Annotated in this window: 12 protein-coding genes and 3 pseudogenes; 7 read left to right on the top strand and 8 right to left on the bottom strand. The window is 69.7% G+C overall.

Annotated features, from left to right (window positions below; genetic code table 11):
• The first annotated feature begins 402 nt into the window (after positions 1 to 402).
• Positions 403 to 1,122, top strand: coding sequence for a polyprenyl diphosphate synthase (uppS, locus tag OHU34_RS03470; protein ID WP_142270741.1), 720 nt, complete (start codon positions 403 to 405; stop codon positions 1,120 to 1,122).
• Positions 1,119 to 2,588 carry an oxygenase MpaB family protein gene (locus OHU34_RS03465; RefSeq protein ID WP_230193487.1) on the top strand — a complete coding sequence of 490 codons (1,470 nt, stop codon included), beginning with the start codon at positions 1,119 to 1,121 and terminating at the stop codon, positions 2,586 to 2,588. The genes uppS and OHU34_RS03465 overlap by 4 nt, the downstream gene beginning before the upstream one ends.
• A gap of 144 nt (positions 2,589 to 2,732) precedes the next feature.
• On the opposite strand, the gene OHU34_RS03460 is transcribed toward OHU34_RS03465, so the two are convergent.
• The gene (locus OHU34_RS03460; protein ID WP_405764601.1) at positions 2,733 to 3,563 is read right to left on the bottom strand and encodes a hypothetical protein; all 831 of its coding nucleotides are present in this window, start codon (positions 3,561 to 3,563) and stop codon (positions 2,733 to 2,735) included.
• Between the two features lie 343 nt (positions 3,564 to 3,906).
• Between OHU34_RS03460 and OHU34_RS03455 the strand changes: the two genes are divergently transcribed.
• Positions 3,907 to 4,779: a hypothetical protein gene (locus OHU34_RS03455; protein WP_405764598.1), complete on the top strand. Its 873-nt coding sequence runs from the start codon at positions 3,907 to 3,909 to the stop codon at positions 4,777 to 4,779.
• Between the two features lie 164 nt (positions 4,780 to 4,943).
• On the top strand, positions 4,944 to 5,477 hold the full coding sequence (locus tag OHU34_RS03450) for a transposase family protein (RefSeq protein WP_235034838.1): 534 nt from the start codon (positions 4,944 to 4,946) through the stop codon (positions 5,475 to 5,477).
• 847 nt (positions 5,478 to 6,324) lie between these two features.
• Here OHU34_RS03450 and OHU34_RS03445 read toward each other — a convergent pair.
• Positions 6,325 to 6,576 (bottom strand): annotated as a pseudogene (locus tag OHU34_RS03445) (transposase); the annotation flags it as partial.
• Between the two features lie 101 nt (positions 6,577 to 6,677).
• Here OHU34_RS03445 and OHU34_RS03440 point away from each other — a divergent pair.
• Positions 6,678 to 6,860 (top strand): hypothetical protein, encoded by a 183-nt coding sequence (locus OHU34_RS03440; RefSeq protein ID WP_235034837.1) that lies wholly within the window; start codon positions 6,678 to 6,680, stop codon positions 6,858 to 6,860.
• A gap of 376 nt (positions 6,861 to 7,236) precedes the next feature.
• On the opposite strand, the gene OHU34_RS03435 is transcribed toward OHU34_RS03440, so the two are convergent.
• The 5 genes and pseudogenes from OHU34_RS03435 to OHU34_RS03415 form a co-directional block, all read right to left on the bottom strand.
• Positions 7,237 to 9,459: a tetratricopeptide repeat protein gene (locus tag OHU34_RS03435; protein ID WP_405764595.1), complete on the bottom strand. Its 2,223-nt coding sequence runs from the start codon at positions 9,457 to 9,459 to the stop codon at positions 7,237 to 7,239.
• Between the two features lie 317 nt (positions 9,460 to 9,776).
• Positions 9,777 to 10,154 (bottom strand): hypothetical protein, encoded by a 378-nt coding sequence (locus tag OHU34_RS03430; RefSeq protein WP_235034847.1) that lies wholly within the window; start codon positions 10,152 to 10,154, stop codon positions 9,777 to 9,779.
• Positions 10,155 to 10,296: 142 nt separating this feature from the next.
• Positions 10,297 to 10,515, bottom strand: a pseudogene (locus OHU34_RS03425) (ATP-dependent DNA ligase); the annotation flags it as partial.
• A gap of 110 nt (positions 10,516 to 10,625) precedes the next feature.
• On the bottom strand, positions 10,626 to 10,832 hold the full coding sequence (locus OHU34_RS03420) for a hypothetical protein (protein WP_142270739.1): 207 nt from the start codon (positions 10,830 to 10,832) through the stop codon (positions 10,626 to 10,628).
• Positions 10,833 to 10,970: 138 nt separating this feature from the next.
• Positions 10,971 to 11,054 (bottom strand): annotated as a pseudogene (locus OHU34_RS03415) (DUF6233 domain-containing protein); the annotation flags it as partial.
• Here OHU34_RS03415 and OHU34_RS03410 point away from each other — a divergent pair.
• Both OHU34_RS03410 and OHU34_RS03405 read left to right on the top strand, forming a co-directional pair.
• Positions 11,022 to 11,186 (top strand): hypothetical protein, encoded by a 165-nt coding sequence (locus OHU34_RS03410; RefSeq protein ID WP_160160086.1) that lies wholly within the window; start codon positions 11,022 to 11,024, stop codon positions 11,184 to 11,186. The pseudogene OHU34_RS03415 and the gene OHU34_RS03410 sit on opposite strands and share 33 nt — an antisense overlap.
• Positions 11,187 to 11,381: 195 nt before the next feature.
• Positions 11,382 to 12,710 carry a HEAT repeat domain-containing protein gene (locus OHU34_RS03405; RefSeq protein ID WP_405764592.1) on the top strand — a complete coding sequence of 443 codons (1,329 nt, stop codon included), beginning with the start codon at positions 11,382 to 11,384 and terminating at the stop codon, positions 12,708 to 12,710.
• Between the two features lie 111 nt (positions 12,711 to 12,821).
• On the opposite strand, the gene OHU34_RS03400 is transcribed toward OHU34_RS03405, so the two are convergent.
• Entirely contained in the window at positions 12,822 to 13,154 is a 333-nt protein-coding gene (locus OHU34_RS03400) for a hypothetical protein (RefSeq protein WP_142270657.1), read from the bottom strand.
• Positions 13,155 to 13,313: the final 159 nt, after the last annotated feature.

Genomic DNA, 13,313 nt, shown 5'->3' with positions numbered 1-13,313 from the left:
TGTTGTGTCGGGCCGTCTCGGGTTCCTTGAGGAGCCTTTCCTGAGCGTCTGCCGGGCCTGTTCCTGCAGGGCGGTGAACTCCGGGCTGTCGTCCGCGCAGACGATTCCGGGACCGGGAGCCGATACCGAAGGAAATCGTGCAGATGAGTCAGGGGTGACGGGCCCTCGTTCGGCCGGTCAGGACCCCTCCATTCACGCCAGACTCCTGGAGAGGGACGCTCCGGTGGGGCGTACGGGCGATACGGGGTGGGCGTGAGCGAGCGCGGTAGGGCCGACCGTGCCGCTGCGGGTGAGACGGGGCTGGGTGTGAGGGACCAGGGCGTCCAGCGCGCAGGCGCGGCGACGGGGGACCGGCCAAGCGGGCGACAGGACAGCGACGAGCAGTGGCGAGTCGACGGGCCGGTGCGTGCGGTGCCGCGGCACGTGGCCTGCGTGATGGACGGCAACGGCCGTTGGGCTCAGCGGCGCTCGCTTCCCCGGACGGCGGGCCATCGGGCAGCGGAGACCACCGTCATCGACATCATCGAGGCCGCCCGGGCGGCCGGCGTCGAGTGGCTCAGCCTGTACGCCTTCTCCACCGAGAACTGGAACCGTCCTGGTTCCGAGGTCGACTACCTGATGCGCCTGGTCCGCCGGGTTGTGCGCAAGCACGCGCCACTGCTGCTCGCCCGCGGCATCCGCTGCCGCTTCCTCGGGGCTGCGGACCCGCGCATCCCCCGTGAGCTGGCTCAGGATTTCGAGGATCTGGCGACGCTGACCGCCGACAGCCGGGGGATGACGCTGACCGTCGCCTTCGACCACGGCGGACGCCGGGACATCGTGGACGCCGCCAGGTCGCTGATCCGAAGCGGGACGCCCGCCGAGGAGGTGACCGAGCGGCTCTTCGCGGACCACCTGCCGTTCCCCGACACCCCCGACGTGGACCTCGTCATCCGCACCTCCGGCGAACAGCGCATCTCGAACTTCATGCTCTGGCAGGTCGCCTACGCCGAGTGGGTCTTCCCCGAGGCGCTCTGGCCGGACTTCCGGGCCCCGGACTTCCTCGCCTGCCTGCACACCTACCGGCGCCGTGACCGCCGCTTCGGCGGCGTGCCGCCCCAGACGAACGGAGACCCGTCATGACGACTGGAACCACCACAACGGCCGACGAAGTACCTCTGTTCGGGCCGGAGTCGCAGTTCCGCGCCTTCTTCGACGACCCGCGCTGGGCGCTGGCCATGATCCGCGCCACCGTGCTGGAGGCCGCCCACCCGCAGATCGGTGCCGCCCTCGCCGACAACTCCACCTTCGTCGCCCACCCCTGGCGCCGGCTGCGCAACACCTTCCTCAGCATGCGGCGCATGTTCGACGACGATCCGGCGGTACGCGAACGGGAGGCCGCCCGCCTCAACAGGCTGCACGCCCGCATGAGCGGCTCCGACGCCCGCGGCCGCACCTACGACGCCATGGACCGCGCGACCCGCGCCTGGGTGGTCGCCACCCTCTTCGAGAGCGCTGTCACCATGTGCCGACTGAGCGGCCAGCCGCTCGACCAGGACACCATGGAGCGCATGTACGCCGAGTACCGCGCGTACCTCGCCGCGCTCGACGGTGACGCCGGAGAACTCCCCGACGACCTGGCCGACTTCTGGCGGTACTTCGACAGGGTCGTCGAGGAGGAGCTGGAGAACACCGAGGCGGCCCGCGTCATCCTCTACCGGCTCTTCGACCACCTGCCCGCCCCCGCGCTGCTCGCCGGCGCGCCGACACTGTGGGCGGCGGGCCGGGCCGTCGTCGGTCCGCTTCTCGGCGCGATCACCGTCGCCTCGCTCCCCGAGCCCTACCGGCGCAGGGCCGGCCTGCCCGAGATGCCTGGCGCGCCGACCCTCATGCAGGGCGCCTACCTGGCCGCCGGGCTCACCCGATTCCTGCCCGAGGGCTGGATCGACGCCGAAACCATCATCGAGACCCTCTCCCTCTCACCCGACAGCGACGACCCCCGCGCCCGGACCGTGGCTGCGCTGCGTGCCCGCATGAAGCGGGCCTCGGCCCTGCTCCGCCTCCTCACACCACTGAGCGATGAGACCGGCCCCGCCCCGGTCCCGGCCGCCTCACGGCTCACGGGAGAGGGCCGGCGCTCGGCGGAGGAGTTCTTCCGCCAGGTGCTGGACCAGACCGGCGACGGCCACCTTGACTGGCCTGACCTCGCCGCCATGGCCCGCGAACTGGCCACCCGCCTCGACCTGGACGAACCCGAGGAGACCCGCCTCTACGACGCCTTCGCCGCCTGGTGGCGCGAACTCCAGGCCACCCTCGACACGGACGGCGACGGCCGCGTCAGCGCCGACGAATACGCCGCCGCCGTACCCTCCCTCGCCGGGCCCGCCCTCATCCGCGTCGCCGAGGTGCTCTTCGACGCCACCGACAAGGACGGCAGCGGGACCATCGACGCGGACGAGCACCGGGCGCTCTTCCGCACCGCCTTCCACCGCGACCTCACCACCACCGACGGCACCTACGGCCGCAGCGCCTTCGTGGGCGACTTCCTTTCCTTCATGGCAGGCCGTCGCACGAACACTCCGTATGACCCCCTCCTCGCCGACGCCTGACAAACCCGTGGGACGCGCCGCATACCGGCACTTTGCCCGCGGAACACGACGGCCGCACGCGCGCCGGCACTCAGGGTCCCGAGCGGGCCACTCCCTCGGGAACTCGGGAGTGGCCGGGGTGGCCAGCGCCGTGACCGGAATGGTTCACCGTGTCGCGGCGCCCGGCACGTCACCAGCTGCTCCAGGGCAGGCGGATGGCTTCGATCTCCAGGTCCGCGAGCAGCGCTTCAACAAGCGGGCGGGGGCCGCAGCCTTCGGTGCCCAGAGGTCGTGGTCGGTGCAGATGGCCCAGGAGCGGTCCGCAGCCCACAGGTTGGACGGGGTGTACAGGATGTCCGGGTGGTCGAAGAGGGACTGGGCGTCGCCCAGGCGGCCGGAGCGGACGTGCCCCTTTTCGAAGTCCCGCGTGATGATCGGGTTGTAATACGCCAGGCAGGCGGTGTCCGCCCCCTGGGGGCTGTGCATGGTGAGGAACCGGATCAGCTGGTCCCATGTCGGCCGGTCGAGACTGTCCTCGGCCGGCCCTTCGATGGAGCCCGGCTGGATGTCCGACCCCTTCATCGAGGGGAAGCAGCGAAAGCAGGGGTACAGGCCCTGCGGCACGACCAGATCGCCGATGCATTTGGCCAGGTCCGCCCAGCGCAGCCGCTCCCGGCCCGAGCCGGGGTGCTCGTCCCGGTTCTGGGCGTCGTTGACCGAATCGCCTGCGGTCGCCCCGGCGTCCGCAATGTCTGCGCAACGCTGTGACCTGCGGTGGTCGGGCCTGTGGTCGGGGGCATTGAACAGACCATGAAGCGGTGCACCATCGTCTGCTGTGCGCCGTCTACGGCACCGGCTGATCCATCCGGCTGACTCGGCGCCCGGGGCCCCGTACGGGGCGCCGTACAGCCGCGGCGGGACCCGGTCAGAGCAGGACGTCATCGACGCGGCCAGCACCGTCACCTCCCGCAGGAAGAGGGCGACCGCGAGGTCCACGTCGGCCGCCGAGTGCAGGGCGGTGCTCCTCCCGCCAGGTTCGTGGTGCGGGCTGGCGAACTGCGGCAGCTGGAGCGTGAACAGAACACAACCGTGGTCCGTGCTGACCGGAGCGTGCCGTTGGCGTGACTGGCGGGAAGGCGCAGGGGCGAGTGCGCAAGCGCAGACACCTCCAGATCTCTATTGCCGCCGCCAAGGGGGCTCTTGGGCAGTTAGCGTGCGGGCAAGGGCACCTGGAGGGGAAGCAGACATGGCTGTGGGACCGGAAGGGGCTGCACGGCTGGCCGCTGTTGCGCTGGTGGCGTCAGTGGGCACCGAAAGGTGGGCTACAGCGTGCAAGAGTGTGACGGAACTGCTTGCCGGCGATGAAGACCGTCTGGTTCGTAGCGTGACACGCCGGCTTGATGCGACGGCTGAAGCCTTGCTGCATGCGGAGAGCGGTGGAGCCCGGCGCGCTCGCGAGGAGATTGCGTGGGAGACGCGATTTCTCGACGCGTTGGACTGCGTGGGGCCGGGTATGCGCGCTGTCCTCACCGAGGCTCTGGTCGCCTTCTCCGCGCCCCGCCCCAGCGGGTCCATGCCGTCGTCTGAGGTGCTCGGCAGTTCCTTCAACGGGACGACTGCTGTCCAGGCTGGCAGCTGGAACTTGATGAACAACTACTTCACCCGAGAACCCTGGTGGAAGCACCTGCGCCGACCCGGTTTCGCCTTCCTGCGCACAACCCGAGGCAGAGCAACAGCGGTGATCCTCCTGGTCATGGCATGCGCTGGCACTGTGGGCCTGGTGATCGCCACGTCGGGAGATCGAACACCACACCAACAAGACCTGTTAGTGGTTTCCGGGCAGCGACCAGTCGTGACCACGGCAAAGGGACAGGTGACGTGGACGTGGTCGTTCAACGACCACGTTGCCTCCACCACTAACGACGTCGCGATGAGCCCTGGCGGAGGCCGCAAGAACGACGGTCTGAAATCCATCCAGGGTGCACTGGTGCGGAGCAAGTGCAACGACCGCAGCAGCAATCTCGGCTGGTATCTCAGCGCAGACAACAAGATGGTGGCCAGCGGATCGCTGACAGGTAAGGAGCCTCGTGCATCACTGGACGCTTTTCCGCTGCCGTCCCACGTTGACCATCTGGTGCTGGGCGGGTACCCGGACACTTCATCTTGCACCCTCCGGTGGGAGAACCCGGGACTGATCAGCACAGGCGGCTGACGGCTCACGACAGCTGTAGCGCGCTGTCAGGAAGCCGGCTGACTCCGCCTGCTGGGAGTGTCTGCGCACCGTGGAAGGGAACCGCCGCACCTGGTGCGGGGCATTGGCCGGTATGGCCGGTACCCCTTACGGAGGGTGAGTCTTCAGGCAAAGTGGTTGGTCCGATGTGGGCGTCGACCGCGACCAGTGCCTCGCACAGCCAGCCGAGCACGAAGAGCTGTGGCGAGATACGGCCGCTGCTCGCGCAACGGGGCTGCACCGTCGCCCCGGACGTCCGGCTGCGCACCCTCGCCGAGGTCATCGAGTACCGGAGGGCCGGTGGCCAGACCGGGATCATCGACGGCACGGAGATCCACGTTCGACGCCCGGTCGCAGGTCGCAAGGACCGGGACAAGTTTGTCTCCGGCAAGACCAAGCAGAACGCTGTGAAGACCATGGTCCTCACCGACGCCGAGGGGCACGTGCTGTTCTGCAGCCCGGTCCGGCCGGGCAGTTGCGCCGACATCACCCAGGCCCGACAGCTCGGACTGGCCCAGCTCCTGGCCGACGGCCCGTTCATGGAGATCCTCGCGGACGCCGGCTACCAGGGCATGGGCGCACAGACCGGCGGCCGCGTGATGACGCCACCGCATCGCAAGTTCAAGAAGAACGCTCCCGCCTGGTACGAGGAACGGCACGAGCCGCCCAAGCTGGCCTGAATGCGCCGTGGCCGACCGGTCAACGGGTCAGGCAGCTCCGCGAGTGGCGCAGCAGGGCTCACTGCCCTCTGGAGCACCCCACAAAGTGTTACCCGCTCCCCTAGTCGGCGGTCACTCCCCAGTAGCCGATAAGCGCAGGCCTGCCGTCGCGGTAAAGCACCGTGCAGTTCCCCTGCGCGGCCTGGGAAGTCCAACCGCTCCACATCGAGAGCGGCATCCCACTCCTCGTACGTGGGTCGGCAGTCAGGAGCCCACGCACGCACCTCATCCTCCGTCAGCGGTCGCATGAACGGACCGTCGTCGGTGTCCGCGGCCTCGATCATGAGAGGGAAGTCCAGGACGGATTCCGTGCCACCCGTGAAGATGTACTCCTGCCACTCCGGGGCGCGCCACAGTTCCTCGACGGACCGGCCCTCGAAACCGTGGCTGTCCCGGGCCAGTTCGTCTTCCTGGGCCTGTCGGAACGTGGCCGCCAGATCACGCTGATACGGGCCCGTCGCTCCATGCGTTTCCGCCCCTCCGCGTCCCCTCTCCCTCTGAACTACTTGATCAAGAACGGAGCGTAAGGGACGGCACTGACAGGGCACCACGTCCCGCAGGGTGTTGCCTGGCCGACGCTGAGTGCGGCGGCGGTGATGAGGAGTAGGCCGACGCGCCTGCGGTGAAGCTACGACCAGAGCCTGACCATGGCGGCGGGAGCCGGGGCCTGCATCGTGATCGCAGCCTGCACCGCGGTCTGCGCCGGCCAGATCACCCTCGCCGCGGCGCAGCAGGCGATCGACACGGACTGGACCCCCGCCCTGACCAGGGTCTGTCAAACGAGCGGTGTAACTGGGGTTGTTGAGGGTTACTGACGGGCTGCTGAGAGGCGGCCGTCGAAGGTGATGTCGAACGCGTTCAGTGCGGTCTTCCAGCGCATGGTCCAGCGAGCCTGGCCCTTTCCGGTGGGATCGAGCGACATGATCGCTATGTAGACGCACTTCAACGCGGCCTGCTCGTTGGGGAGGTGACCGCGGGCTTTGACCGCCCGACGGATCCTGGCGTTGACGGACTCGATGGCGTTGGTCGTGCAGACGATCCGGCGGATCTCGGTGTCGAAGCGGATCGCTGAGCCAGCCGGAGAAGGTCGCCGCGCTCGGCGCGGCGCTCGACCGGTCACTGTCCTTCGTCGAGGCCGCACCGGACGAGATCCGCCGCGGCATGCTCGCCGCCGGCCTGCCCGACGAGATGCCCGACCGGCTGCTCGGCTCGCTGGCCGACTACGCCCGCGAAGCCGGGCCCACCACCGACACCGTACGGCGGCTGCTGGGCCGCCCGGCACGTACGTACGCCACCTGGGCGCAGGACCACCGCGCCGCCTTCACTACAGGAGGAACCCGATGAAATGCCGTCCCTCCTGCATCAGTTGCTTGACGGTGGCCCGGCCGCGCACACCCGCAGGCCGGTCACAGGCGGAGCATTGCCTGACCTGTCGTGTAGACGTAGCCACCGTGTCAGGCGTTATGCCTCGGCCTTGGGCCGCTTCCTCGACTGGGTGAGGGAGGTGCCATGCTCGCGCGGATCACCTCGTCACTGAGCCGGAGGATCATGGTGGTGAACTTGTTCGTCCGCTCCGCGCCCGCGGAGGTGTGGCGTCGGCCTTGCGGCAGTGCTGAGCACCGCGTCGGCGGGGGGGTGTCTTGAGAGGGGAGTCCTCTGGCTCCGGGAAGCCCCAGCTCAGCTCACGCAGGAACTTGTGGTTGCGGCGAGCGTGAGGCGCTCAGGAACCTCTCGAGGTTCGATCCGCTGCACCAGAACGCTCTTCGAGTACTTCCTGCCAGACTGCGAGGTTGCCGCGGGTGATGAGGGTGTCGGGGTGTTCGGGGCCCAGCACCCGTTCCCGGTCGGTCAGCAGTTCCGCGTAGGCCGCCGCGGCGCCGGCCGCATCACCTGCCTCCCCCCGCCACGCGGCCAGGTTGTGGCGGGTAGTGAGGGTGTCGGGGTGTTCGGGACCCAGCACCCTTTCCTGGTCGGTCAGTAGGTCCGCGTAGGCCGCGACAGCACCGGCCGCATCCCCCGAATTCCCCCGCCAGAGGGCGAGGTTGCTGCGCGTGAGGAGGGTGTGGGGGTGGTCGGGGCCCAGGATCCGCACCACGTGGTTCAGCAGTTCAGCGGTCGTTGACGCGGCGCCGGCTGCGTCCCCCGCCTCTCCCCGCCGGTATGCGAGGTTGTTGCGGGCAGCGAGGGTGTGGGGATGGTCGGGGCCCAGGACCCGCAGTACATGGCCCAGCAAGTCGGCAGCCGCTGACGCGGCGCCGGCCGCGTCACCCGCCTCTCCCCGCCAGTGCGCGAGATTGCTGAGGGTGGCCAGGGTGTCAGGGTGGTCGGGGCCCAAGGCCCCCCGTATGTCGTCCAGTAAGTCGGCGGTCGCTGCGGCGGCACCAACTGCGTCCCCGGCTGCCCCCTGCCAGCGGGCGAGGTCGGTGCGTGTGACGAGGGTATCGGGGTGATCAGGACCGAGGTGGTGTCGGGTGGTGGCTGCCAGGTGCCGGAAGTACTCGACCGCAGTAGACACCTGGCCGGATTCGCCCAGGCTGTAGCCGGTCCGGGACAGAACCGGGTGGGCGTCCGGGTGATGGAGGGGGGCTTCCGCGCAGGCGGCAAGTGCGGTGCTGCATGCCCGCAGCGCCTGGGCGAGAACGGTGTCGCGTTCAGGCTGGGGCCATGCGGAAATCAGGGCGTCTGCGGCAGCGCGAGCAGTCTGGCCGTACTGGGCTGGGGTGAGGTCGTCGCGGGTGACACGCTGCACGATCTGATGGACGCGCACCAGCCCGGACGGCCTGCCGCGCGCGCTGGCGGGGTCAGGTGCGTTCAGGAGGCTGAGGCGATGCAGGGCTTGCACGGCGCCGTTGGCGTCGTGCGGGGACAGCGGTGGAACGTCATCGGCGGGGGTATTTGCGCGGTGGGCGGCAAGGTGGGCTATGGCGGGTGGGCTGGTGAGGACACTCGTCGGGATGCCGTTGGGGTCGAGGAATGCGGCAAGTTGGAGCATGGGGCGGGCCAGGCCTACCGGGCGTAGTTGGTCGGCGTACTCAACGGAGAGAGACCAGGCGGCGGCCATGGTGTGCTCCTGGCCGTCCGGGAGGACATCAGGGGTCAGCTCAGCCAGTGTCAGGGCGGCGCGGTCAGTCAGCATCGTGCGGTAGGCGGCGCAGCTCTGGCCCGCGTCGATCAGGTAGGCGGCGGCTTGGGAGAGAGCCAGTGGCAGGCGGCCCAGATCCGCGGCGAGCCCGGCGACGTCGGAGGCTGGTTCGGTACGGTCGTGGGCGGCCAGCGCGGCGGTGATGTAGCCGGCGGCTTCGGCGGAGGTGAACTCGCCGACGTCGATACGGCGTCGGCCCTGGCCGGTCAGGGCGGCATCGCGGCGGCGGGTGGTGGCCAAGGTCCGCCCTTGAGAGCTGGGCGGCGGCCACAAACCGGTCAGGTCGTTCAGGCTCTGCACGTCGTCCAGAACCACCAGCCAACGGCAAGGCGCGGCCTCGGCTTTGGGTTCCAACCACGCCAGGAACGCCTTCGCGGCTTTGTCGCGATCCTCGGCATCGACGCCCAGCACCTCGACTGCCGCCTGCGCGTAGACGTCCACGGCCGCGCTGCGGGTGTTCGCAGTGAGCCACACCAGAAGGTCCACCTCGCCCGCCGACCAGGCGGTGCGGGCGTAGGCCGCAGCCAGTTGTGTCTTGCCGACCCCGCCAAGACCGGCTAGTACCCCGCCAGTCAGCACGTGCGCGGCTTCGCCGAACGCTGCCGTGCCCCTGCCCGCCAATACCTGTCGCAATCGTGCTGCCTCGGCACGGTCCTGGAAGCAATCCGCCCGCGACGGCATCACCCCGACCTGATGCGGCCATGACGCCAGTGGCCGCGGCCGGCCCTGGTAGTAATTGGTCTGGATGTTCTGGTTGCCCAGTTGTAGAGGCGTCGGACCGTTATAGGTATCCCCGGTCACGGGTCAGATCGCCCAAACGTTGGGCTGCGCCTCATCATCGGGCTGCTCGCTCACCTGTGGCACCTTGTGCACCACCTGCGCGCACAGGTGACCGACCGCTGACTCCACCGCCGCCACAACGCCCCCATACATGCATCGTCATGCCTCGTCCGACCGGACCAAGAAGCTATCTCTCGCATCGCCCGTCCGCATCCGAACAGCTCATATCGCATACCATCGTTTGCTAGACGCAGGGGAGTTCAGACGCTGACCGGATTCCCGTCGCGGGTGGCGTGGGTCGGTCCTCTGCGCCTGCTCCTCCGAGCACGGCGGCCCCGCTATCGGGATCCGCGCCGCCGGGCGACGTCGGCGCTGACTTCCACCACCAGCCCAGGCTCCACCAGCGTGACATTCAGCATCTCCCGGCTGCCCCAGCCGGCGGAGAACGTCCAGCCCTCCCACGGGTGCCCAACCGCTGGGGTGAGGTGTCCGGCGAGGGTGCGGGCGGTGGTCTGGGGCAGGGTGGTGGTGCGGCCGATGTAGTTCAGCTGGCCGGTGGTGTCGTAGCGCCCGAGCAGGAGTGACGAGGGTGCGCTGAGCGGGCCGGTGACGGCGCCGACGATGGCGTCGTGGGTGGCACGGACTTTGTACTTGCGCCAGGTCCTGGCGGTGGGCCGGTAGGGCTCGGTGGGCCGTTTGAAGCACAGTCCTTCCATGCCGGCGGCTGTCCAGTCCAGCCATTCGCGGGCGGTGTCGGGGGCGGTCGTGGACGGGCCATCGCGTCGCGGCCGCCACCGCGGCACTTTCCCGTCGGGGCAGTCGCTGCTGGAGCCGCTCGAAAGCGAGCCGGCCCTCCTCCCACGTCACCAGTTCCCCGTCCAGGCCGGTGTCGCCGGGCAGTTGTGCGGCCGCCGTCTGGATCTCGGGGAACGAGGGGGTCATGTCGGTGCCGCGGCGGGAGCGCAGGAGCACGCGGTCGTCGGCGTAGCGGGCGATCTGGGCGCGGTAGCCGTCCCACTTCTGCTCAGCCGCCCACCCAGGTGGCAAGGCGGGGTCGGCGGTCGGGGCGGTCAGCATCGGCTGGGGCAGGTGCCACGTCACCGAGGATCCCTTCCACCGGACGGCCATCCCGTTCGGGCGTCACCACGAACGGCCGGACACAGGGGGTGGCTGCGGATGCTGGTCGGTCAGGCGCGGGTGCTGGTGTGGCGGGCGGTCGGTCCCCAGCCTTCCAGGACGGGTGCCATGCACCACTGGCAGAGGGGGTTGCCGCCGTGGCCGTACTTGTGGGTCTTGCGTTGGCAGGTGGCGCAGGGGCCGACCTGGCTGCCCAGGCAGACGAACGCGGACGGGTCAGGGTCTGCAATGGGAGGCGGGGGCGGGGGAGTGCTCATGGCGCTGGTGTCCTTGCGGCAGGGGACGGTGGGGGAGGGCCGGGGTGGTGCCGCGGGGCAAGCCGGGGATGTCGAGCTGGTGTCGGGGCGGCAGTGGGTGCAGGGCCGCAGGCCGCCGGCGAGGAGGCGGCGTGCTTCGTCACGCCCCACCGGGCGGCGTCGCTTGCCCGCCATATGACAGTCACCGGCATGGACCTGGACCGGTGGGCGGCCGGCGCCGATGCCGAGCTCGACCGTCCATTGCGGCGGCTCGGGACGGCGGCGCCGGCCCTGCTCGGCTTCTGCCTGCCGCTGCTGCACGGCGGCGATCTTCGCATCGATGCGGCCCAGCCAGAGGGTGTGCCACACCCGTAGCGACGGGGCAGGTCCTCCGGCAGGCCATCGAACACATATTTGATTCTAGGTGTACGCGCCTGCCGTTTCCATCAGGGAGGACGTTGTCCTTTGACAGGCGATCTTGACCGATTGACAGGTGAGTTTGGCCGCTGGGCTCAAGGAGACAGCTCGTCTGCGGGATCGGTGTCAGCGGTCCCTGCGAGCATACGGATCATGAAACGATCCGACGATCTCTTGGCAGGGCTGGACGACATCGACTGGGCAGCCCTAGGGCACGCCTACGGCAGCGCCGAGAACGTGCCCGGCCAGCTCCGGACGGTGTGCGGGCCGGACCAGGAGGCCCGGGAGAACGCCTTCCGCAGCCTGTTCAGCAACATCTTCCACCAGGGCACGCGGTACTCGGCCTCTCCGTATGCCGTGCCGTTCCTCGCCCGAATCGCTGTCGCAGGGCCGGCCGGTGCCCGGGCCGACGCGCTGCTGCTGCTGACCCGTCTGGCTATTGATTGGCACGACGAGTACAACCTCCCGCTCGGCATCGACACCGCCGCGTGGCGCGCCGCAGCCGTCAGTCCCGAAGAAAATCTGCGCTGGTACGACGAGCAGATCGCCGCCGAGACCGACGAGGAGCGGCTGAAGAACTTGCGCGAGGGGCGGGCGTATTGTGCGGCCGGGCACCCCGTCGATGCCCGCGAGGGTGCACTGCGCTCCTATGACGCGGTCCGCGCCCAGCTTCCCGTCCTGCTCGAACTGCTCGGCGACCGGGACCCGGAGATCCGCACCAAGACCGCGTACCTCCTCGGCTGGTTCCCCGAGGAGGCCGACGCCATCCTGCTCCCGTTGCTGGCCTGCCTCGACACCGAGCGGGACCCAGTCTGCGTCGCCACGATCCTCGTCGCGGTCGGGCTGCTCGCCGACCACGACTCGGACGGCCGGGTCCGGCACCACCTCGACCACGAGCACCCCTTGCCGCGCTGGGCCGCCGCCACCGCCCTGACCCGCTTGCTGGTCGCGCACCCGGCTGCCGCGCCCGGCCTGCCGCCGGCGGAGCGCATCGCCGCCGAGCTGGCGGCCTTCGGCGCCGGGCCGGCCCTCGAGTCCGCCACCGCCCACCATGCTGGCGACCTGCACAGCTACACCGTCCGAAGCCTGCTGCACCTGATGGGCGCCACCGAGGACCCGGACGGGGTTCTCCTGGAGATCGTCCGCGCCCTGCCCCATCTCGAGAAGACCGGAGTCGTGCCCCGCGCGTTGGCAGTCCGCGCCGAGAACCTGCTGGAAGCACTGTTCGAACCCACGGACACCACAACGGTGTTCACCGAGCTCTCCCCTGGACGCCAGAAGCTGCTGAAGGTCCTGGCCGAGCTGCTGACCGCCGAGGACTTCCAGCCCGTGCCGTTCGGCTCAGACCTTCACGAGCAGTTCACCCAGTACGGCCTCCCCGGCACCTACCCCGCCCTCCGTGCCTACGTCGGCCTGTCCACCGAAGGCGAGGACCCCAGCGCTCCCCTACCCGACCCCTGGGAACCATTCCGCAACCACTGATCCCACCGTCCCTCACCGAGCGTTGGCCGCTGGCCGAGATCGGGTGACAGGAACCGAGCACTGGTCAAACTCACCTGACAAACGGTCGAGATCCTCTGTCAGAGACAGACGTCACGGGGGAGGGACTGGTGGTTCGGCCGGCTGGTGTGTGGGTGCCGCGGGGTCCGGGGGCGGAGGGAGGGCAATGGTCTGGCGCATGCGGGCGATGTGGTCCAGGCCCGCCCGGTGGCGGTCCGGGTCATCGAGGAAGCGGTCTTCGTGTCGCAGCCGCATGGCGGCGGCACGGTTGTCGGAGTAGGCGGTGGCGAGGGTGGCGATGCTCGAGGCCAGGGCAGGGAAGGCGGGGAGCAGGAGCGGAATCATGATCCACCACGGGGCGTCTGTGAGGGCCGAGCTTCCGGCGGCGAGGCCGGAGAGAAGGCTGGGCAGTGTCGGGGTGTTCATGGTCGGCTCCTGGCGGGGTGCGGTGAGCAGGGCATGGGTGTGTCACCGCTTGTGGTGGTGGCGGGGGCGGGGGACAGCATCGGATGCGGCAGCGGGTGTGGCAGGCATGGTGGTGGGGGCGGTGGTTAGCTGCGCAACCCCGCTCGGTGGGCAGCACTT

It is taken from the genome of Streptomyces sp. NBC_00080 (genome assembly GCF_045041255.1).
GTDB classification, from domain to species: Bacteria; Actinomycetota; Actinomycetes; order Streptomycetales; family Streptomycetaceae; genus Streptomyces; species Streptomyces coriariae.
Note: the sequence above shows the minus strand (reverse complement) of the source record. Positions and strands in the feature narration are given on the sequence as shown.

Coding starts and splice junctions, on each gene's coding strand:
- OHU34_RS03465 (WP_230193487.1), top strand. CDS start 1,119: ATGACGACTGGAACCACCACAACGGCCGACGAAGTACCTCTGTTCGGG.
- OHU34_RS03450 (WP_235034838.1), top strand. CDS start 4,944: ATGTGGGCGTCGACCGCGACCAGTGCCTCGCACAGCCAGCCGAGCACG.
- OHU34_RS03440 (WP_235034837.1), top strand. CDS start 6,678: ATGCTCGCCGCCGGCCTGCCCGACGAGATGCCCGACCGGCTGCTCGGC.
- OHU34_RS03430 (WP_235034847.1), bottom strand. CDS start 10,154: ATGGAAGGACTGTGCTTCAAACGGCCCACCGAGCCCTACCGGCCCACC.
- OHU34_RS03420 (WP_142270739.1), bottom strand. CDS start 10,832: ATGAGCACTCCCCCGCCCCCGCCTCCCATTGCAGACCCTGACCCGTCC.
- OHU34_RS03410 (WP_160160086.1), top strand. CDS start 11,022: ATGGACCTGGACCGGTGGGCGGCCGGCGCCGATGCCGAGCTCGACCGT.
- OHU34_RS03405 (WP_405764592.1), top strand. CDS start 11,382: ATGAAACGATCCGACGATCTCTTGGCAGGGCTGGACGACATCGACTGG.
- OHU34_RS03400 (WP_142270657.1), bottom strand. CDS start 13,154: ATGAACACCCCGACACTGCCCAGCCTTCTCTCCGGCCTCGCCGCCGGA.